Source organism: Hydrogenophaga palleronii (assembly GCF_031457455.1).
GTDB classification, from domain to species: Bacteria; Pseudomonadota; Gammaproteobacteria; order Burkholderiales; family Burkholderiaceae_C; genus Hydrogenophaga; species Hydrogenophaga palleronii_A.
Genome location: NZ_JAVDWU010000001.1, coordinates 253,099 through 272,258, shown reverse-complemented (window position 1 = coordinate 272,258; position 19,160 = coordinate 253,099). Strand labels below are relative to the sequence as shown.

14 protein-coding genes are annotated in these 19,160 nt (G+C 63.0%); 13 read left to right on the top strand and 1 reads right to left on the bottom strand.

All coding sequences use genetic code 11. The features are described 5' to 3' along the window. Positions 1-19 precede the first annotated feature (19 nt). Positions 20-910 carry a LysR family transcriptional regulator gene (locus J2W49_RS01320; RefSeq protein ID WP_310310748.1) on the bottom strand — a complete coding sequence of 297 codons (891 nt, stop codon included), beginning with the start codon at positions 908-910 and terminating at the stop codon, positions 20-22. A gap of 100 nt (positions 911-1,010) precedes the next feature. Here J2W49_RS01320 and J2W49_RS01315 point away from each other — a divergent pair, with 100 nt between their 5' ends. From J2W49_RS01315 to J2W49_RS01255, 13 genes are all read left to right on the top strand, one after another. Next, complete coding sequence (locus J2W49_RS01315) at positions 1,011-2,195, top strand: acyl-CoA dehydrogenase (protein WP_310310746.1); 1,185 nt, start codon at positions 1,011-1,013, stop codon at positions 2,193-2,195. A gap of 72 nt (positions 2,196-2,267) precedes the next feature. Next, entirely contained in the window at positions 2,268-3,746 is a 1,479-nt protein-coding gene (locus tag J2W49_RS01310) for a potassium/proton antiporter (RefSeq protein WP_310310745.1), read from the top strand. 121 nt (positions 3,747-3,867) lie between these two features. Then, positions 3,868-4,554: a TetR/AcrR family transcriptional regulator gene (locus J2W49_RS01305; RefSeq protein ID WP_310310742.1), complete on the top strand. Its 687-nt coding sequence runs from the start codon at positions 3,868-3,870 to the stop codon at positions 4,552-4,554. Between the two features lie 25 nt (positions 4,555-4,579). Continuing rightward, complete coding sequence (locus J2W49_RS01300) at positions 4,580-5,776, top strand: efflux RND transporter periplasmic adaptor subunit (protein ID WP_310310739.1); 1,197 nt, start codon at positions 4,580-4,582, stop codon at positions 5,774-5,776. A 9-nt stretch (positions 5,777-5,785) separates the two neighbouring features. Further along, on the top strand, positions 5,786-8,992 hold the full coding sequence (locus tag J2W49_RS01295) for an efflux RND transporter permease subunit (protein ID WP_310310736.1): 3,207 nt from the start codon (positions 5,786-5,788) through the stop codon (positions 8,990-8,992). 42 nt (positions 8,993-9,034) lie between these two features. Then, the gene (locus tag J2W49_RS01290) at positions 9,035-9,739 is read left to right on the top strand and encodes a protein-L-isoaspartate O-methyltransferase family protein (protein WP_310310732.1); all 705 of its coding nucleotides are present in this window, start codon (positions 9,035-9,037) and stop codon (positions 9,737-9,739) included. An 18-nt stretch (positions 9,740-9,757) separates the two neighbouring features. Continuing rightward, a complete protein-coding gene (locus J2W49_RS01285) occupies positions 9,758-10,108 on the top strand; it encodes a rhodanese-like domain-containing protein (RefSeq protein ID WP_310310729.1) in 351 nt (116 codons plus the stop codon). 85 nt (positions 10,109-10,193) lie between these two features. Next, positions 10,194-11,552 (top strand): TolC family outer membrane protein, encoded by a 1,359-nt coding sequence (locus J2W49_RS01280; RefSeq protein ID WP_310310726.1) that lies wholly within the window; start codon positions 10,194-10,196, stop codon positions 11,550-11,552. 61 nt (positions 11,553-11,613) lie between these two features. After that, entirely contained in the window at positions 11,614-12,354 is a 741-nt protein-coding gene (locus tag J2W49_RS01275) for a glycosyltransferase (RefSeq protein ID WP_310310724.1), read from the top strand. 14 nt (positions 12,355-12,368) lie between these two features. Beyond that, the gene (locus J2W49_RS01270; RefSeq protein ID WP_310310722.1) at positions 12,369-14,342 is read left to right on the top strand and encodes a 3-deoxy-D-manno-octulosonic acid kinase; all 1,974 of its coding nucleotides are present in this window, start codon (positions 12,369-12,371) and stop codon (positions 14,340-14,342) included. A gap of 539 nt (positions 14,343-14,881) precedes the next feature. Further along, positions 14,882-16,048: a nucleotide sugar dehydrogenase gene (locus tag J2W49_RS01265; RefSeq protein ID WP_310310719.1), complete on the top strand. Its 1,167-nt coding sequence runs from the start codon at positions 14,882-14,884 to the stop codon at positions 16,046-16,048. 58 nt (positions 16,049-16,106) lie between these two features. Further along, on the top strand, positions 16,107-17,972 hold the full coding sequence (locus tag J2W49_RS01260; RefSeq protein WP_310310716.1) for a GDSL-type esterase/lipase family protein: 1,866 nt from the start codon (positions 16,107-16,109) through the stop codon (positions 17,970-17,972). Positions 17,973-18,048: 76 nt separating this feature from the next. Beyond that, on the top strand, positions 18,049-19,110 hold the full coding sequence (locus J2W49_RS01255; protein WP_310310714.1) for a glycosyltransferase: 1,062 nt from the start codon (positions 18,049-18,051) through the stop codon (positions 19,108-19,110). The last annotated feature ends 50 nt before the right edge of the window (positions 19,111-19,160 follow it).

Sequence of the window (19,160 nt, the reverse complement as noted above, 5' to 3'; positions counted from 1 at the left end):
ACAGCGCCGGGCGCGACCCCTACTCTATCGGCTGGGCAAAGCCCCGCACTGCCGCGAGGAATGCCCCCAGCGCCGCCTGCTCACGCTCGGTCTTCCAGAGGCAGCGCGTGTCGTACGGCGGCGTCTCGCCCTTGAGCTTGATGAAACGCGCGTCCGGCATGCCTGCCATGGCCAGCGCTTCTGGCACCAGCGACACCCCCAGGCCCTGGGCCACCACCGACACCACGCTCAACCAGTGCCGCAATTCAAACCGCACCTCCGGCAAAAACCCGTGGTCGGCGCACAAACCCAGGATGCGGTCGTGGTAGTCGGGCGACACCGATCTTGAGATGGCCACAAAAGGTTCGCCCGCAAAGGCGCCCAGGTCGATGCTGCGCTGCTTCGCCAAGCGGTGTGAACCCGGCAGACAAGCGACAAAGGACTGCCGCGAGACCAGCACCTGCGAAAACCCGCTGGCCACCCGCGGCGTGTGCACGAAACCCACATCCAGCCGGTCATGCATGAGGTCCACCAGTTGGTCACTGGAACTCATCTCGTGCAACACCAGACGCAGCTGGGGGTGTTCGGCATGGAAGCGCTTGAGGATCTGCGGCAGGCCGCGGTACAGCACGGTGCCCGCAAACCCCACCTGCAGGCTGCCCACCACACCCTGCGCCACGTCGCGTGCCTCGCGCGCGGCCGCCCCAGCCCTTTCCAGCAGTTGCCGGGCCGCTGGCACAAACGCCTGCCCCGCAGCCGTCAGTTGCACCCCGCGGCTGTTGCGGGTGAACAGCTGCGCGCCCACCGACGCCTCCAATTGCTGGATATTGAGCGACAGCGGCGGCTGGGTGATGGCCAGGCGCTGCGCGGCGCGGCCAAAGTGCAGTTCTTCGGCCAGCACCAGAAAGTAGCGCAGGTGTCGGAATTCCATGAATATGCTTTCTGTATCGATGAATACCTTTTCGATATTAGACAGGTATTCATCACCACACGACAATGCGCCATTGCCACCCCCATCCGGAGACACCCCCATGGCCAACCCCAAAAACACCTTCAACTGGGAGGACCCGTTCCACCTGTCCGCCCAGCTCACCGACGACGAGCGCCAGGTGCAGGACGCCGCCCGCGCCTACTGCCAGGAAAAGCTGCTACCGCGAGTGACCGAAGCCTTCCGCCACGAGAAGACCGACGTGGCGATCTTTCGCGAGATGGGCGAGCTCGGCCTGCTCGGCCCCACCATTCCCGAACAGTACGGCGGCGCTGGCCTGAACTACGTCTGCTACGGGCTGGTGGCGCGCGAGGTGGAGCGGGTGGATTCGGGCTACCGCAGCATGATGAGCGTGCAAAGCTCGCTGGTGATGGTGCCCATCAACGAGTTCGGCACTGAAGCGCAGAAGCAGAAATACCTGCCCAAGCTCGCCACCGGCGAATGGATCGGCTGCTTCGGCCTCACCGAACCCAACCACGGCTCCGACCCCGGCAGCATGGTCACCCGAGCCAAGAAGGTTGACGGCGGCTACAGCCTCTCCGGCACCAAGATGTGGATCACCAACAGCCCCATTGCCGACGTGTTCGTGGTCTGGGCCAAAGATGACGGCGGCCAGATCCGCGGCTTCATCCTGGAAAAAGGCTGGAAAGGCCTGAGCGCCCCGGCCATCCACAGCAAGGTGGGCCTGCGAGCCAGCATCACCGGCGAGATCGTGATGGACGAAGTGTTCTGCCCAGAAGAAAACGTCTTTCCCGAGGTGCGCGGCCTCAAGGGTCCGTTCACCTGCCTGAACAGCGCGCGCTACGGCATCGCCTGGGGTGCCTTGGGTGCCGCCGAAGACTGCTACTTTCGCGCCCGCCAGTACGTACTGGACCGCCAGCAATTCGGCCGCCCCCTGGCCGCCAACCAGTTGATCCAGAAGAAGCTCGCCGACATGCTCACCGAAATCAGCCTGGGCCTGCAGGGCTGCCTGCGCCTGGGCCGCATGAAGGACGAGGGCACCGCCGCCGTGGAGATCACCAGCATCCTCAAGCGCAACAGCTGCGGCAAGGCACTGGACATCGCCCGCCTGGCCCGCGACATGATGGGCGGCAACGGCATCAGCGACGAATTCGGCGTGGCTCGCCATCTGGTGAACCTGGAGGTGGTGAACACCTATGAGGGCACGCACGATGTGCATGCGTTGATTCTGGGGCGGGCGATTACGGGGATTGCGGCCTTCTCCTGAAACATGCGCCGGGCACGGCGCCAGTTGCGCGATGCCCCCGGAAGCTGGCACGATTTCTGTTAGCTTCTCGGGATGTCGATTTCTCTGGATTTCCTTGCCTTGCCCCTGCTGGCGGCTGCTTCGCTGGTGTTCATCAGCGTGCTGGCGGGCGTGTTTTCCGCCCGGGTGGGGTTTTCGTTCCTGCTGATTTTTCTGGTTGTGGGCACACTGGCGGGCACCGACGGGCCAGGCGGCCTGGTGTTCGACGACTTTCGCCTCGCCTTCTGGGTCGGCAACGTCTCACTCGCCGTGATCCTGTTGGACGGCGGGCTGCGTACTGACATCACCACCTTTCGCACGGGGCTTCGCCCGTCGCTGCTGTTGGCCACCGTGGGCGTGATTGTGTGCACGGGCATCACTGGTGCAGCGGCCTACTGGCTGCTGGATCTCTCCTGGCCACTCGCGCTGCTGCTGGGTGCCATCGTTGGCTCCACCGACGCCGCTGCGGTTTTCTCGCTGCTCAAGTCTTCTGGCGTGAAGCTGAACGAAAGGGTGGCGGCCACGTTGGAAATCGAGTCCGGCATGAACGACCCGATGGCGGTGTATCTGACGCTGACCTTCATTGGCATAGCGCTGGCCACCGCCAGCCAGGGCATGGCTGGCCTGGATGTTGAGGGGATCTTCAAATCACTGCTGCAGCAGTTCGGGTGGGGCGCTCTGATGGGCGCTGCCAGCGGCTTCGGTCTGGCTGGCCTGCTCAAACGCATGGGGCGCGGCGCCGATGGCGGCGGCGGCGTGCGAGCGCTGCTGGTGGTGTCCGGCGGGCTGGCGGTGTTTGCCCTCACCACCTGGCTGGGCGGCTCCGGGTTTCTGGCGGTCTACATGATGGGCGTGATCACCGGCAACCGGGCGCGGCGCCAGGTGCGCCCTTCACTTTCTGCCATGGACGGCTACGCCTGGCTGGCTCAGGCGGGCATGTTCCTTTTGCTCGGCTTGCTAGTCACGCCCACCGATCTGCTGCGCACCATCTGGCCCGCCCTCGGCGTCTCATTGGTGTTGATGTTCATTGCACGGCCGGTGTCGGTCTGGCTTTGTCTGGCGCCACTGCACTTCAAGCCCAATGAAATCACTTTCATTTCCTGGGTGGGCCTGCGCGGTGCGGTACCGATTGTGCTGGCGGTGTTCCCGGTGATGGCCGGCGTACAGGGCGCGCAGACCTTCTTCAACGTGGCCTTTGTGGTGGTGCTCACCTCGTTGTTGCTTCAGGGCTCCACCATTGCCATGGCGGCGCGAAAGACAGGTGTGGACCTGCCCGACCCCGACGACACCGAACACGCCCGCCTGGTGTTTGGCGACTTCGTGCTCGACGCCAGCACGCCCCTGGAAACCCTCTGCGCGTTCTATGGCCTGCCGGTGCCCGCCGAATCACAACAGTCCGTGGGTCGCTGGCTTCACCAGGAACTCAACCGCCCTCCCGTCGAGGGCGACAGCGCACAGCTTGGTCACGCCGAGATCAGCGTGCGCAGCATGGACGGTGAGCGCATCCAGCAGGTCGGTATCAAGCTGGGCTGAAGGCCACGGCACAGATCCACCCGACACTGCGCCCAGGCTTCACACCGGGTTTTCATGGCTCGCGGCGATCGCCGGACAAGGCATGGGGTATATTAATAACCGTTCGGTCATTAATTGAGCCATGGCAACCCTACCCCCACAAAGACCTCACGACGCCTCTGACGACGCAGAGCCGCGTCAGCGCCGCAGCCGCCGCAAGGAAGCGCGTCCCGGTGAGTTGCTGGATGCGGCACTGGCGCTGTTCGTCGAAAAAGGCTTTGCTGCCACCCGGGTAGAAGAGGTCGCGGCACGCGCAGGCGTTTCCAAGGGCACGCTTTTCATCTACTTCCCCAGCAAGGAAGAGTTGTTCAAGGCGGTGGTGCGTGAGAGCATTTCCGGCAAATACACCGAGTTTGGCCAGGAGCTGGAAACCTATACCGGCACCAGCGCAGAACTCGTGCGCTACTGCATGCACGAGTGGTGGCGGGAGATCGGCATGTCGGCTGCTTCGGGCATCACCAAGCTGGTGATGAGCGAAGCCGGCATGTTCCCCGAAATCGCTGCCTTCTACCAGCAGGAGGTGATCGGACCTGGGCATGATCTGCTTGGCAAGGTGCTCCAGCGCGGCATTGCCAGCGGCGAGTTCCGGCCGATGCCCATCGAGTACGCCGTGTACAGCCTGATTGCACCCATGATTTTCCTGTTGATGTGGAAACACTCCATGGCGCCCTGTTGCCCCCCGTCGCAGCAGCTCGATCCCGTGAGCTTCATCGACACCCAGGTCAGTCTGCTGCTCGGCGGCATGCTGGCGCCCACCCCCACGCGCTGAATCCCTCCCCCTCCAGGTTGCCAGCATGTCCACTCCACGCGATCGCGCTTCCTGGTTCAAATGGCTGCTTCTGGCTGCACTGGTGCTGGCCCTTGCGGGCGGGCTCTACCGGGCCATTCAGAAGAAGCAATCCAAGCAGGAAACCGCCATTGCGGCAGCGCAGGCGCTGCAGGTCACGCCGGTCTACGAGCTTTCCGACGACGACGTCACACAGGTTGCTTCCCTCGCGCTGACCCAGACGGTCGCAGTGTCCGGTTCACTGCAGGCCATCCAGACCGCCACCGTGAAAGCCCGCGTGGCGGGCGAGTTGCGCGATCTGACAAAGCGCGAAGGCGACACCGTGGTCGCAGGTGAAGTGCTGGCCCGGGTGGACAGCACGGACTCGGAGTCGCGCGTGCGTCAGGCGGCTCGCCAGGCGGACGCAGCGCAGGCGCAGGTGGACATTGCGCGCCGTGCGCTGGACAACAATCAGGCGCTGGTGCGCCAGGGCTTCATATCGGCCACGGCACTGGAAACGTCCACCGCCAACCTGAGAAGCGCCGAAGCCAACCACCAGGCGGCCATGGCTGCGCTGGACATCGCTCGCAAGGCGCTCGCCGACACCACCTTGCGCTCACCACTCACGGGTCAGGTTTCTGCCCGCATGGCACAGAACGGCGAGCGTGTCGGTGTCGACGTGCGCATCCTGGACGTGGTGGACCTCTCTTCGTTTGAACTCGCGGCGGCCATTGCCCCAGCCGATGCTGTCGAGGTACGTGTGGGCCAGCCAGCGACCGTGAAGGTAGAGGGTCTGAGCGAGCCACTGCAGGCCGCGGTGTTGCGCATCAACCCCAGCGTGCAGGCTGGCAGCCGCAGCGTGCTGGTGTACCTGCGCGTACCGGCCCAGCCGGGCATGCGCCAGGGCCTGTTCGCACAGGGCAGCATCCATACCGGACAACTCAGCGCTCTAGCCCTGCCCCTGTCGGCCGTGCGCAACGACAAGCCACAGCCCTACGTGCAGGTGCTGCACGAGGGTCAGGTCAGGCATGTGCCGCTGCAACCGGGCGCACAGGCCGTGCTGAACGGTGAGCCCATGCGTGTGGTCGAGGGGCTACCCGCCGGCACGGTGGTGCTGCGCGCGCAGGCCGGACTGATTCGCGAAGGCACATCGGTACGGGTGGGCACCACTTCGGTCCCGCACGGCACGTCCAGCACCCCCGGCACTGCAACCTATACACACTGAGCCCGCACCATGTGGTTCACCCGCATTTCCCTGCTCAACCCGGTGTTCGCCACCATGGTGATGGTCGCCTTCGTGGTGCTGGGAATCTTCTCATTCCAACGCCTGCAGGTCGACCAGTTCCCCAGCATCGACTTTCCGGTGGTGGTCGTCACCACGGGTTACCCGGGCGCCTCGCCTGAAATCGTGGAGTCGGAAGTCACCAAGAAGGTGGAAGAAGCCGTCAACGCGATCGCAGGTGTGAACGCCATCACCTCGCGCAGCTACGAAGGGTCTTCGGTCGTCATCGTTGAATTCCAGCTCACGGTGGACGGTCGCAAGGCCGCCGAAGACGTGCGCGAGAAGATCGCCATTCTGCGGCCCGTGTTCCGCGACGAGGTGGAAGAGCCGCGCGTGCTGCGCTTCGATCCCGCCAGCCGCTCCATCTGGTCGGTGGCCGTCATACCCGAAGCGGTCAACGGCCAGAGCCCCAGCGGGGTCGAACTCACTACCTGGGCGGAACAGACGTTGAAGAAGCGCCTGGAGAACGTGCGCGGCGTGGGCTCGGTCAACTTGGTGGGTGGCACGCGGCGCGCCATCAACATCGACCTCAACCCGGTGGCGATGGAAGCGCTCGGCGTCACCGCCGACCAGATCGCGACGGCGGTGCGCAACGAAAACCAGGACTTGCCCGTGGGCACGCTCAAAACTGCGGAGCGTGAGCGCGTCGTGCAGGTGCTCTCGCGCCTGCAAAACCCGGACGACTTCAGCGGCATCATCGTCGCGCGCCGCGGTGGGCAGGCCATCAGGCTGGGGGAACTCGCACGCATCACCGACGGCACCGAAGAAGTGGAGAGCCTGGCGCTCTACAACGGCCAGCGCACGCTGCTGCTGCAGGTCCAGAAAGCTCAGGACGAAAACACCATCGCCGTGACCGACGGGCTCAAGGCAGCAGTGGAGTCCCTGGCAACCGAACTCCCCCCCGGCATGCGGCTGGAGCAGATCGCCGACGGTTCGCGGCCCATTCGCGTCTCCGTGGACAACGTGCGACGCACTCTGATCGAAGGCGCCTTGCTGACGGTGCTGATCGTTTTCCTGTTCCTCAATTCCTGGCGTTCAACCGTCATCACCGGCCTCACTTTGCCAATCGCGCTCATTGGCACGTTCTTCTTCATGAACCTGTTCGGGTTCACCATCAACATGATCACGCTGATGGCGCTCACACTGTCGGTCGGGCTGCTGATCGACGACGCCATCGTGGTGCGCGAAAACATCGTGCGCCATGTGCAGATGGGCAAGACGCCGTTCAACGCGGCCATGGATGGCACGCAGGAAATTGGCCTGGCGGTGCTGGCCACCACACTGTCCATCGTGGCGGTGTTCCTGCCCATCGGCTTCATGGGCGGCATCATCGGCAAGTTCTTCCACGAGTTCGGCATCACCATGGTGGCTGCCGTGCTGATCTCCATGTTCGTGAGCTTCACGCTCGACCCCATGCTGTCGTCCATCTGGCACGACCCGGCGATCGAACAACACGGCCAGCCCTTCAAGCCGAAGTCCTGGTACGACCGCACCATCGGTCGCGTCACGCACTGGTTCGACGGCGTGCAGGACGACCTGACCGAGGCCTACCAGAGCGCCCTGAAATGGTCTCTCAGGCACAAGCTGCTCACACTGGGCCTGGCGCTGGCCACCTTTGTGGGCAGCCTGTTCATCGTGCCCGTGCTGGGCAGCGAATTTGTGCCCAAGGCAGACTTTTCTGAAACCTCGCTCAGCTTCCATACGCCCGTGGGCTCCTCCCTGCAGACCACCGAAGCCAAGACGAAGCAGGTCGAAGCGATCTTGCGCGAGTTCCCCGAGGTGCAGTACACGCTGTCCACCATCAACACCGGCAACGCGCAGGGTGCCATGTACGCCAGCGTCTATGTGCGCCTGGTGGACCGCAAGGACCGCTCATTGAGCGCCGACGCCATGTCGGCCCAACTGCGTGAACGCCTGCGCAGCGTGCCCGGTATCACCGTCACGCACGTGGGCCTGCTCGACGCGGTGGGTGGCAACAAGCAGGTGGAGTTTTCGCTGCAGGGCGACGACCTGGTCGAACTCGAACGACTGACCACGCAGATCATGGCGCGCATCCGCCCCATCGTCGGCCTGGTGGATCTGGACGCGAGCGTGAAGCCCAACAAGCCCACGGTCGACGTGCGCGTGCGCCGCGACATCGCCTCCGACGCGGGACTGAGTGCCGCCATGGTGGCCAACAGCCTGCGCACGCTGGTGGCTGGGCAAACCGTGGGCAACTGGCGCGCGCAGGATGGTCAGAGCTACGACGTCAACGTGCGGCTGGCGCCAGAGCAACGGGCCCAGGCCAGCCAACTGGAACAGCTTCCCTTCATGGTGGGGAGCGCCGGTGGTGATGGATCGGCTGTGGTTCGGCTCGGACAGATTGCCGAGGTGTTCGCATCCACCGGACCGAACCAGATCAACCGCCGCAACCTGAACCGCGAAGTGGCCATCAACGCCAACGTGTATGGCCGCTCGGCCGGTGAGGTCTCGACCGAGATCCGGCAAGCGCTCGACACCATCCCCTTTCCGCCCGGTTACCGCTACGAGTTTGGTGGTTCCACCAAGAACATGGAAGAGTCGTTCGGCTACGCCCTGTCGGCGCTGGCGCTGGCCGTCATCTTCATCTACATGATTCTGGCCAGCCAGTTCCAGAGTTTCCTGCAGCCGCTGGCCCTGATGACCGCCCTGCCGCTGACCTTGATCGGTGTGGTGCTCACGCTCATGATGTTCGGCTCCACCATGAGCATGTTCTCTGTCATCGGCATCATCCTGCTGATGGGTCTGGTGACCAAGAACGCCATTCTGCTGGTCGACTTTGCCATTCGCGCCCGCGAAGGGCGGGCGGGCACGGAAGCCCTGGAACGGGAGCCGGCCCTTTTGATGGCCGCCCGGGTGCGCCTGCGCCCCATCCTGATGACCACACTGGCCATGGTGTTCGGCATGGTGCCCCTGGCGTTTGCGCTCACTGAAGGCTCAGAACAGCGCGCGCCCATGGGCCAGGCGGTCATCGGCGGCGTGATCACCTCGTCTCTGCTGACCCTGGTGGTCGTACCGGTGGTCTACTGCTACATGGACGATCTGGCCCAATGGTTCCGGCGGCGGCTGGGCCTGGCGCCTCGCACTACGCCTTCCACGTCCCCACCGCTTGTCACGCCAGCGCAGACAGGCGCTCAGTAAAATGTCGCATCGACGTACAATATACCCCAAGGAGTATAGAAAATGACCGCTTCAGCCACCTCCAACCCGCTCGGCATCGATCAGGCCCGCTTCAACATGATCGAGCAACAGATCCGCCCCTGGGAGGTTCTGGATGCCCAAGTGCTGGACCTGTTGACCCGCGTGCACCGCGAAGACTTCGCGCCGGCCTCGCACCGTGCGCTGGCTTTCGCCGACATGGAACTGCCCCTCACACACCCTGCCGTCGAAGGCAAGGTCATGCTGCCTCCTCGCGTCGAGGCGCGGATGTTGCAGGACCTGCGGCTTCAGCCCACCGACAAGGTGCTGGAAATTGGCACCGGCAGCGGACACATGGCGGCACTCATGGCGAGCCTGTCCCAGCGGGTGATCACCATCGAGATCGACGACGCACTGGCCCGCATCGCGCGCGACAACCTCCAGAAGGCCGGTATCGGCAACGTGGACGTGCGTGTGGCCGACGCCACCGCCCAGCAATTCGCTGCCTGCGCCACAGAAGCGCCCTACAACGCCATCGTGCTCAGCGGCTCGGTGACCGAAGTGCCGCCGGCCTTGCTCAACCTGCTCGCGCCAGGTGGCCGCCTGGTGGCCATCGTGGGCGACGAGCCCATGATGCGAGCCACCGTGGTCACCCGCACGGCCGAAGCCGCGTTTCAGACGACCCAACCCTGGGACACCGTGGCGCCTCGCCTGCTGAATTTTCCTGAACCGTCCCGCTTCCACTTCTAAGCCAAGGCAGACCCCGCCATGAACGCCATTCAACCGGCCCAACTCGCACAGTGGCTTGAACATGCCAAGGCACACGATCCGCAAGGCCCCCTGCCGGTTGTGCTGGATGTGCGCGAACCCTGGGAATTCCAGACCGCCTCTGTGACGCCCGATGGCTTCGAGCTGATTCAGATGCCCATGCGCTCCGTGCCGGCCCGCTACATGGAGCTGGACCGGACGCGGCCGATTGCCTGCCTCTGCCACCACGGCGCGCGCAGTGGGCAGGTGGTGCGATTCCTGATGGAACAGGGCTTTACCGAGGTGGTCAACGTGCACGGCGGCATCCACGCCTGGTCACACGAAAAAGATCCTTCGGTGCCCACCTACTGAGTCCCTGCGGCACTGCCCGAGCCTTCCGGATCATGCTTCCAAGCACCCGCCGACATTCTGTCCATCTTTCACAAAGGTTCTTGTCATGACGCCCTTTTCAGCCAGCCCAACGCCCATTCGCACCCGGTCTGTCCTGGGTCGTGCGGCCTTGGCCGCCCTGTTTTCGTTCGCTGCTGCGGGCGCGCAGGCGCAGAACTTGGTGGAACTGTACGAGTCCGCGCGCAGCTTTGATGCCAGTTACCTCTCGGCACGCTCGCAGTTTGACGCCAACATCGCACGCGCCGAACAGGCGAGAGCAGGCATCCTGCCGCAAGCGGGGCTGTCGGCCGGTGCCAACTGGGGCAATGTCGACACCGCTGGCATGGGCTCCAGCCGCAGCGTCAACAACCAGAACGTGACGCTCTCTGCCAGCCAGCCGCTCTACCGCCCCGCCAACACCTTGGCTTATGAACAGGGGCAGTTGTCGGTGGATGTGGCCAGGGCACAGCTGGAAGCGGCAGAGCAAGACCTTGTCTTGCGCACCACGGCCGCCTATTTCGACGTACTGGCCGCCATTGACACGCTGGCTTTTGTGCAGGCACAGAAGTCGGCGGTGTCGGAGCAACTGGCATCGGCCAAGCGCAACTTCGAGGTGGGCACCACCACCATCACCGATTCACGCGAAGCGCAAGCCCGGTTCGATCTGGTGCTGGCCCAGGAGATTGCGGCCGAGAATGACCTGCGGGTCAAGCGGCTGGCCCTGGACCAGCTCGTCGGGAAAAATGGCGTGACGCCCCGGCCACTGGCTGTTCCGGTCGCACTGCCGGCCATCAGTCCGGCCGACCCGGAGGCCTGGGTCGCTCAGGCTGAAACGGCACACCCCACCATTCTGCAGGCCACGCGGGGTCTGGAGATTGCCAAGCTGGAAACCCGCAAGGCCGAAGCCGGGCACAAGCCCACACTCGATCTGGTGGGTCAGTACCAGGTCGCCCGCGGCCCTTCCACGGCATTTCCCACAGCTGGCAATGTGCGCACCAACACCGCCAGCGTGGGCGTGCAGTTCAACATGCCGCTGTTCGCTGGCTACGCGATCCAGAACCGGGTCAAGGAAACACTGGCGCTTGAAGAAAAGGCGCGCACCGACCTCGAAGCCGCCAGGCGCGGTGTCACCCAGGCCACCCGCAGCGCCTACTTTGGTGTGCTCTCTGGCCAGGGTCAGGTCAAGGCGCTGGAAGCCGCCGAAGCCTCCAGCCAGAGCGCCCTCGAAGCCAACCAGCTGGGCTATCAGGTGGGTGTGCGCATCAACATCGATGTGCTCAACGCACAGAGCCAGTTGTTCCAGACCAAACGCGACCTGGCGCAAGCGCGCTACAACGTGCTGCTGGGCCAACTGCGCCTCAAGCAGGCCAGCGGTCAGCTCACACCCCAGGATCTGCAAGCCATCAACGCCCTGCTCGCTCAATGAACCGCGCTACACTGCCCGCCACGCAGGCGCCAAGCTCGGCCGCGATCAGTGAAGGGTTTTCATGCAAGCAGTGAATGTGCTGTGCATCAAATGGGGCAAGAAATACGGCCCCGAGTACGTCAACAAGCTGCACAACATGGTCGGGCGCAATCTCAAGCGCCCGTTCCGCTTTGTGTGCCTGACCGACGATGCAGCGGGGATCGATCCCCAAATCGAGGTCAAACCGATCCCGGCCATCGGTTTTGACGAATTTGATCAACGCAAGCCCTGGACCTTCGCCCACGGCTGGCTCAAGCTCACCAGCTTTGCCAGCCCCCTGTACGACCTGCAAGGCCGAACACTTTTTCTCGATCTCGACATCGTCATCCTGGACAGTCTCGATCCCTTCTTCGAACAAGAGGGCGAGTTCATCGTGATCCGGGAGTGGGACAAATCGGACGGCACGGGCAACACGTCGGCCTACATCTACACCATCGGTGCCCACACCGACGCCCTCGATCATCTGAAGAACAACTTCCCGGACTCCATTGCCGACGTGCGCAATGAGCAGGAATTCATCACCGGCTACCTGTCGCGCCAGGGCAAGCTCAGTTACTGGCCCGAGGCATGGTGCCGCAGTTTCAAACGGCATTGCCTGCGGCGCGGTCTGATGGGCTGGATTGCACCGCCAGTGATTCCGCCGGGCGCACGCATCATTGCCTTTCATGGCAAGCCCAACCCCCCTGACGCCATAGCGGGTGTGAGCGGCAAGTGGTACCGGCGCGTCATGCCCACCCAGTGGGTCGCCGACCATTGGCGGTGAGGGACCCGACCCCCTTGCACCGGGGGTACCGCGTGCTCAGCCGGCTGCTGATGCTGCCCATGCTGGCATGGCTGTGGTGGCGAGGCCGCAAGGAGCCAGGCTACCGCAGCCGCATGGGCGAACGGCTGGGCTTTCTGCGCCCCCGTCCGGCTTCTTCGGGCTGCATCCTCATCCAGGCCGCGTCCGTGGGCGAAGTGCAGGCCGCCCGCCCACTGATTCAGGCCCTGCGCGGCCGCTGGCCCGACCACGCCCTCCTGGTCAGCACCCACACACCCACAGGTGCAGCCACCCTGCACAACCACTGGGGTGACGACATTGCGCATGTCTTTTCGCCGCTGGACACTCCGGGTGCCTGCGGGCGCTTTCTGGACCGCCTGCAGCCCCGGATGCTGGTGCTGCTGGAGCGCGAACTCTGGCCTGAAATGCTGCTGCAATGCCGCCAGCGCGCCATCCCGGTCGTTCTGGTCAATGCCCGGCTTTCCGACCACTCCCTGCGCCTCTACCAGCGCTGGCCAGGTCTGATGGCGCCCATCTGGTCGCAGCTTGCGCTCGTGGCGGCCGCAGACGGCGCCAGCATGGATCGCCTGCAGGCGCTCGGCATACCGCCCGAGCGGCTGGTCAACACCGGCAACCTGAAGTTCGATACGCCACCACCGGCCGCCGATGCGCGGCCCGTGCCACCGTGGCTGATCGGTCGCACCGTGATCGTGGCTGGCAGCACGCACGAGGCGGAAGAAACGGCCCTGCTCTCGGCATGGCCGGCCTGGCAGGTCCGCCACCCGGGCGCCCTGCTGATCCTGGTGCCTCGCCACCCCCAGCGCTTTGAAGCCGTGGCAGACAGGCTGGCAAAGCTCGGCCTGATTCATGTGCGGCACAGCCTGGGCGAAACCCCCACGCCCCAGACCCAGGTGCTGTTGGGCGACACCATGGGCGAGCTGTCCCACTGGTACCGGTTGTCCACCGTGTGCTTCATCGGCGGCACCCTGGCACCCGTGGGCGGGCACAACCCGCTCGAAGCCCTGGCCTTGAGTAAACCCGTGCTCTTCGGCCCCCACATCCGCAACGCACAGACCTTGTTTGAAGCCATTGAAGCCGCTGGCGCAGGGCAGCGCGTGGTCGACGCTGATGAACTCCTTGCAACGGCAGAAGCCTGGATCGCACACCCCGAAGGCCTGAACCAGAAAGCACGGCGAGCCACCGAATTCATGCGGTTGCACCAGGGCGCCACCCAGAGATGCATGCAGTCCCTGAAACCGCTGCTGGGGGATCCACCCGCTCCCCTGCAATGTGTGGAGGTGCAGAATGAGACGTTCTGGTTCGACGATTCCCGGCTGCCTGACATTCAGCCGGCTCAGTTTACCCCGCCACCCATCTCCAGCGCACAAGGCGTGCTGGCCACCGGGAGCGGCCGAGGCCAGGCGCACCTGGTGAACATCGCCGGCCACCCAGCCGTGCTCAGACACTACCGCCGAGGCGGCCTCATGGCACGGCTCAGCAAAGACCAGTACTGGCGCAAACCCGTCGGGCACAGCAGGGCCATGCGCGAATTCGCCCTGCTGCGATTCATGCGCTCCTGGGGCCTGCCCGTCCCGGCACCCTTGGCCGCGCGCCACCAGCCCGGCGACTGGTTTTACCGGGCCGACATCCTGGTCGAACTGATCCCCGACAGCCAGAACGTCGCACAGTGTCTGTCGCAACGCCCCCTCGAACCGGGTGAATGGCATGCGCTGGGGCGGGCCATCCGGCAGCTGCACGACCGCCAGATCTTTCATGCCGATCTCAACTGCCACAACCTGCTGCTCGACGCCAGGGGTATGGCCTGGGTGGTGGACTTCGACCGGTGCGAGATCCGACCCGGCACCCCATGGAAGGAAGCCAACCTGGCGCGCCTGCAGCGTTCGCTGCGCAAGGAAAAGGGCAAGCGCCCGGTCTTTCACTGGGGTGACGACGAATGGGCGCACCTGATCCACGGCTATCACTCAATCTGAGGATCGGAGCCGTCCCCGCCCCTGCGCCGACCCCGACAACCGGTCGGCCGCTCACCTTCATCGGCATCAATACAACAAAATAACTCCAATCGGTGTGGCAAAATCCCGGGTTGTCTGACGGCACGGGCTCGGCAAAAAGCCGGTTCTGTGCACTAATTCGGGGCAGAAGCCAAACCAGTCCGGCAAGTGCCGGTCGCCACTGCCTCACACACGCTCACTTCAGAACGCCCGGCTCCCGCAAGGAGCCGTGTTTTTTGTGGAACGACCGCAGATTCTCGGCGAAGCCGCCCGACCAGCCCGGTGCCTGTTCACCTGGGCCGCGGGCCAGGTGCCGCATTGACCACGCGTCCGTTCGATCCAGAAAGTTCACCTTTGCACGCTCTCAACGCCTCATTGCCATTGCTCACCGACCCAGCGCCGGTCGAGATGCTGCGGGCCACACAGCGTGAGGCTGCGGGCAAGGTTTCAGTGCCCGCAGGTGCGGGCGTCCCTGCTTGCCATCAGCCCGCTTTCCCGGCCAAAAAAACAAGGCCCTTGCCATGAAAATTGCAGTTGTCGGCACCGGTTACGTGGGCCTGTCCAATGCCGTTCTGCTTTCCCAGCACAACGATGTCGTGGCCCTGGACATCGTTCCCTCCCGGGTGGAGGCCATCAATGCGGGTCGCAGCCCCATCGTCGACGACGACATTGCGCATTACCTCAAGAACAGGCCCCTTCGCCTCAAGGCAACGCTGGACAAGACCGAAGCCTATGCCGGCGCCAGCTACGTGGTGATCGCCACGCCCACCAACTACGACGCCCAGACCAACTATTTCAACACCGAGTCGGTCGAGAACGTGGCGCGCGACGTGATGGCGATCAATCCCGACGCCACAATGATCATCCGGTCCACGGTTCCGGTGGGCTACACCGCAGGCCTCAGGCATACGCTGGGCACCCAGAACATCGTCTTCGTGCCCGAGTTCCTCCGTGAAGGCAAGGCCCTGCACGACAACCTGCACCCCTCGCGCATCATCGTGGGCGACAGCAACGAGCCCGCACAGCAGTTTGCTCGGTTGCTGCAGCAGGCCGCCATCACGGCCGACGCGCCGGTGCTGTTCACCGACTCGACCGAAGCAGAAGCCATCAAGCTGTTCTCGAACACCTACCTCGCCATGCGCGTGGCCTTCTTCAACGAGCTCGACAGCTATGCCGTTGTCCATGGCCTGGATACGCGGCAGATCATCGAAGGTGTCGGCCTCGACCCCCGCATCGGCAACCACTACAACAACCCGTCCTTCGGCTACGGCGGTTACTGCCTGCCCAAGGACACCAAGCAGTTGCTGGCCAACTACCAGGACGTTCCGCAAAATCTCATTCAGGCCATCGTTCAGTCGAACACCACCCGCAAGGACTTCATTGCCGAATGCATCATCCGAAAAAAACCCAAAACCGTGGGCGTGCATCGTTTGATCATGAAGTCGGGTTCCGACAATTTCAGATCCTCCAGCATCCAGGGGATCATGAAGCGCATCAAGGCCAAAGGCATTGAAGTGATCGTGTACGAGCCTGCCCTGGGCGAACCGGAGTTTTTCAACTCGCACGTCGTCGATGATCTGGAAGAATTCAAGCGCATGTCCGACCTGATCATCGCGAACCGCATGACACCGGCCCTTCAGGACGTCAAAGACAAGGTCTTCACCCGCGACCTCTTTGAGAGCGACTGATCCCGTCTGGTTCGCTCAGCATCTCCGAGAACCTCTTTTTTCTGTTGAAGCCATCTCCATGAAAACGACCCTTCGCCAAACCGCCGTGTACTCTGCCGTGATGCTGTGCATCGTCCTCACGGGCTGCGCCAGCTCCGGGGGTCAATCGAATGACGCTTCCCCAGAAGCGCTGGCGAACAACCCGTTTGCAGCACCTGGAGCCACGTCATTCGATCAAGTCAAAGTCAAAACCCTGCGCGTGTTTGGTGACAGCTACTCGGCGCTTGACTACACAGACACCCGTGGAACCATCAACTGGGCGACCGAGCTCGGAAAACGAGGCCGCGCGGAGCGTGTGGACAACTACGCCATCGGCGGCGCGCGTGCAGCTACCGGTCGCTACAACTCCTTCGACCGGCAAATCAACTCCGCATTGAAGGGCAACAATCCCATTGGTTCGGGCGACCCACTGGACGCCAATCTCTCGGTCGTCTACCTTGGCTACAACGACATTGGCCGGCACGGAAGTTCTGATGGGCTTCGGTCCGCAAGGGCGGGTTACTTTGATGGCATCAACACCTTGATTCAGGCAGGCGCCACCAACGGCAACAACCGCATCTTTCTCACCCAGATCCATGATTGGAGCCGCAACCCGCGCAACGATCCCGGCATACAAAGCCAGGTGTTTATGTGGAACGACTTCGTGGTCTCTCAGGCCAATGCCAATCCGAACATCGTGGCCGTCGACCTCTTCACCGTTTTCGAACGCATCTACGCGAATCCCGGCCGATTCGGTTTTGTCAACGTCGACAAGGTCGACTACGCTCGCTCCTCCATAGACGCGCTGTATTTTGACTCCCAACATTTTGGTGACCGCGGCCAGGATGTCATCTCGCGCACTTTCGAGCACTACATCACGCGCGGCTGGGAATGGGCCAGCACAGTCAATGCGGGTGCCGAAGCGGCACTTCGGCTGAACCAGGACATCGACAATCAGGTATTGCTGTTCAACCACAACAGCCGGAATCAGCCACGGTCGGGTTTTGCTGTGCAGGCACTGGGTAGTTTGGGCGAGGAATCCTACCGCTCGGCACGCTATGAAATGTTCCCGGGCTCCACCAATCCCGCCCGCGTTGACATGGTCGGCAAACTCAACCTCACGGGCAGCGATACCCGTGGCGTGGCGCTGAGTTTCCAGCCCGAGCAGTATGCGGGCAACGGTGCAAACCGGATTGGCCTGGCCATCAACACCAGCCATACGCCACGTTACTTCAACGAGCGCAACACACCGCTTTCGCAGAAGTCGGACTTCAGCGCCACCACCATGTTCTGGCACAAGAAGTTGCAGGGCTTTGACTTCACCACCCAGGCCTCATTCCTGCGCACGAAATTCGACAGCTACAAGTACGACGATCTGCTGGACCTTCGCGTAGCAAACGCCGGTGCAGGTTCCACCTTGTCCTTCGAACAGCGCTTGCGGCATTCAACCCGTATTGGCTCCATGACGCTTTCGCCATGGATGTCGCTCACCCACCTGACCCACAAGCTGGACGCGCAAACCGCGCAGTCGCTCTACACCAGCGATGTCAGGTACTCGGCAAACAAGTCCAGCGAGTGGCTCTCCGGCTTTGGTCTGGACCTGCGATCAGACCCCATTGACCTTGGAAAGCGCCGCAGCATCACTTTGGGTGCGGGCATCAACCACCTAACGAGCCTCAAGCGCGAAACCATGAGCATTGCCATGCAGGAAACCGGGGGATTCGGTTCCCACGGCGCAGTGCAGCGTGAGGTGTTCGCCCGTCCAAAGATCAATCGCACCCAGATTGGACTCAATGCCGCAGTGTCCCTCGCGCCCAACTTCAACGTGCAGGCTTTCTATGCCACCGACGCAGGCGATCTGAAGCAAGGTCAGCGTGTCAGTCTGCAGGCCAATCTGAGGTATTGAGAAAGGCCCGGTCCGTCTGCGCCAACACCAGTCCATCCGGTCTCAGCACCACATCGAACGGCGATATCTCCTGAACATGAAAATTCTTTACGTAGCGGGCCGGGAAGAGACCTACTCGCGAACCCGAATCGTGTTGCGTGCGTTGCGCGAAAAAGGTCATGAAGTCATCACCTGCCTTCCACCAGATCGTTCATTCAAGAACTATCCACGCCTCCTATGGAACACGCTGCTGAAAGCACCGCAATGTGATGTGGTGCTGGTGGGGTTCTACGGACAATTGCTGGTGCCCTTCGTGCGCTTGCTGACCTGGAAGCCCATCGTCTTTGACATGTACATCGGCACCTACGAAACCATGGTGTTTGACCGGCAGAAGACCCGCCCCGGTACCCTGATGGCCCGGATCTACGCCCTTGCAGACTGGTTGGCGTACAAGATGTCCAACGCGACCATTCTCGACACAGATCATGTGATCGCCTGTGTCGGGAAGGTCATCAACAGTGACACCAGGAAATTCCATCGCGTGTTTCTCGCGGTGGACGATTCGGCCATCTACCCCCGCGAAGCCGACCGGCGCCACGACGGCTTTCTGGTGCACTTTCATGGCGAGTTTTCACCGTTCCATGGCGTGCGCATCATCTTGCAGGCGGCCAAGCTCCTGGAAGACCAGAACGTGCAATTCCAGATCATTGGGAGGGGCATCACCTACGAAGAGGACACGCAACTGGCACGCGATCTTGGCCTGAAGAATGTCACCTTCGTGAACACCGTGCCCTACAGCGATCTCGCGATCTATATGTCCAGAGCTGACGTGTGCCTGGGCATATTTGGAGACAACTCCCGAGCCCAATTGGTGCTGACAAACAAGGCCATTGAAACCATCGGCATGGCCAAGCCATTGATCACCCGCCTCAATCAGCCCGTTCAAGAGCTGTTTACCCATCGAGAGAGCGCGCTGCTGATCGAACCAGGCAACCCACAGGCTTTGGCAGACGCGATTCTGGAACTGCAGGCCAACCCCACACTGCGTGAGTCCATCAGTCGCAAGGCCCATGAGATCTTCCTTGCGAACTGCACAATTTCTCAACTTGGCGCACAGCTGGACCGAATTGTCCGAAGTGTTGTGAAGCGCAACGCCTGACGAACACAGGCATCGGCATCTTGGCTCCGTAACCCACACCAAGTGCCGAC

Coding starts and splice junctions, on each gene's coding strand:
- J2W49_RS01320 (WP_310310748.1), bottom strand. CDS start 910: ATGGAATTCCGACACCTGCGCTACTTTCTGGTGCTGGCCGAAGAACTG.
- J2W49_RS01315 (WP_310310746.1), top strand. CDS start 1,011: ATGGCCAACCCCAAAAACACCTTCAACTGGGAGGACCCGTTCCACCTG.
- J2W49_RS01310 (WP_310310745.1), top strand. CDS start 2,268: ATGTCGATTTCTCTGGATTTCCTTGCCTTGCCCCTGCTGGCGGCTGCT.
- J2W49_RS01305 (WP_310310742.1), top strand. CDS start 3,868: ATGGCAACCCTACCCCCACAAAGACCTCACGACGCCTCTGACGACGCA.
- J2W49_RS01300 (WP_310310739.1), top strand. CDS start 4,580: ATGTCCACTCCACGCGATCGCGCTTCCTGGTTCAAATGGCTGCTTCTG.
- J2W49_RS01295 (WP_310310736.1), top strand. CDS start 5,786: ATGTGGTTCACCCGCATTTCCCTGCTCAACCCGGTGTTCGCCACCATG.
- J2W49_RS01290 (WP_310310732.1), top strand. CDS start 9,035: ATGACCGCTTCAGCCACCTCCAACCCGCTCGGCATCGATCAGGCCCGC.
- J2W49_RS01285 (WP_310310729.1), top strand. CDS start 9,758: ATGAACGCCATTCAACCGGCCCAACTCGCACAGTGGCTTGAACATGCC.
- J2W49_RS01280 (WP_310310726.1), top strand. CDS start 10,194: ATGACGCCCTTTTCAGCCAGCCCAACGCCCATTCGCACCCGGTCTGTC.
- J2W49_RS01275 (WP_310310724.1), top strand. CDS start 11,614: ATGCAAGCAGTGAATGTGCTGTGCATCAAATGGGGCAAGAAATACGGC.
- J2W49_RS01265 (WP_310310719.1), top strand. CDS start 14,882: ATGAAAATTGCAGTTGTCGGCACCGGTTACGTGGGCCTGTCCAATGCC.
- J2W49_RS01260 (WP_310310716.1), top strand. CDS start 16,107: ATGAAAACGACCCTTCGCCAAACCGCCGTGTACTCTGCCGTGATGCTG.
- J2W49_RS01255 (WP_310310714.1), top strand. CDS start 18,049: ATGAAAATTCTTTACGTAGCGGGCCGGGAAGAGACCTACTCGCGAACC.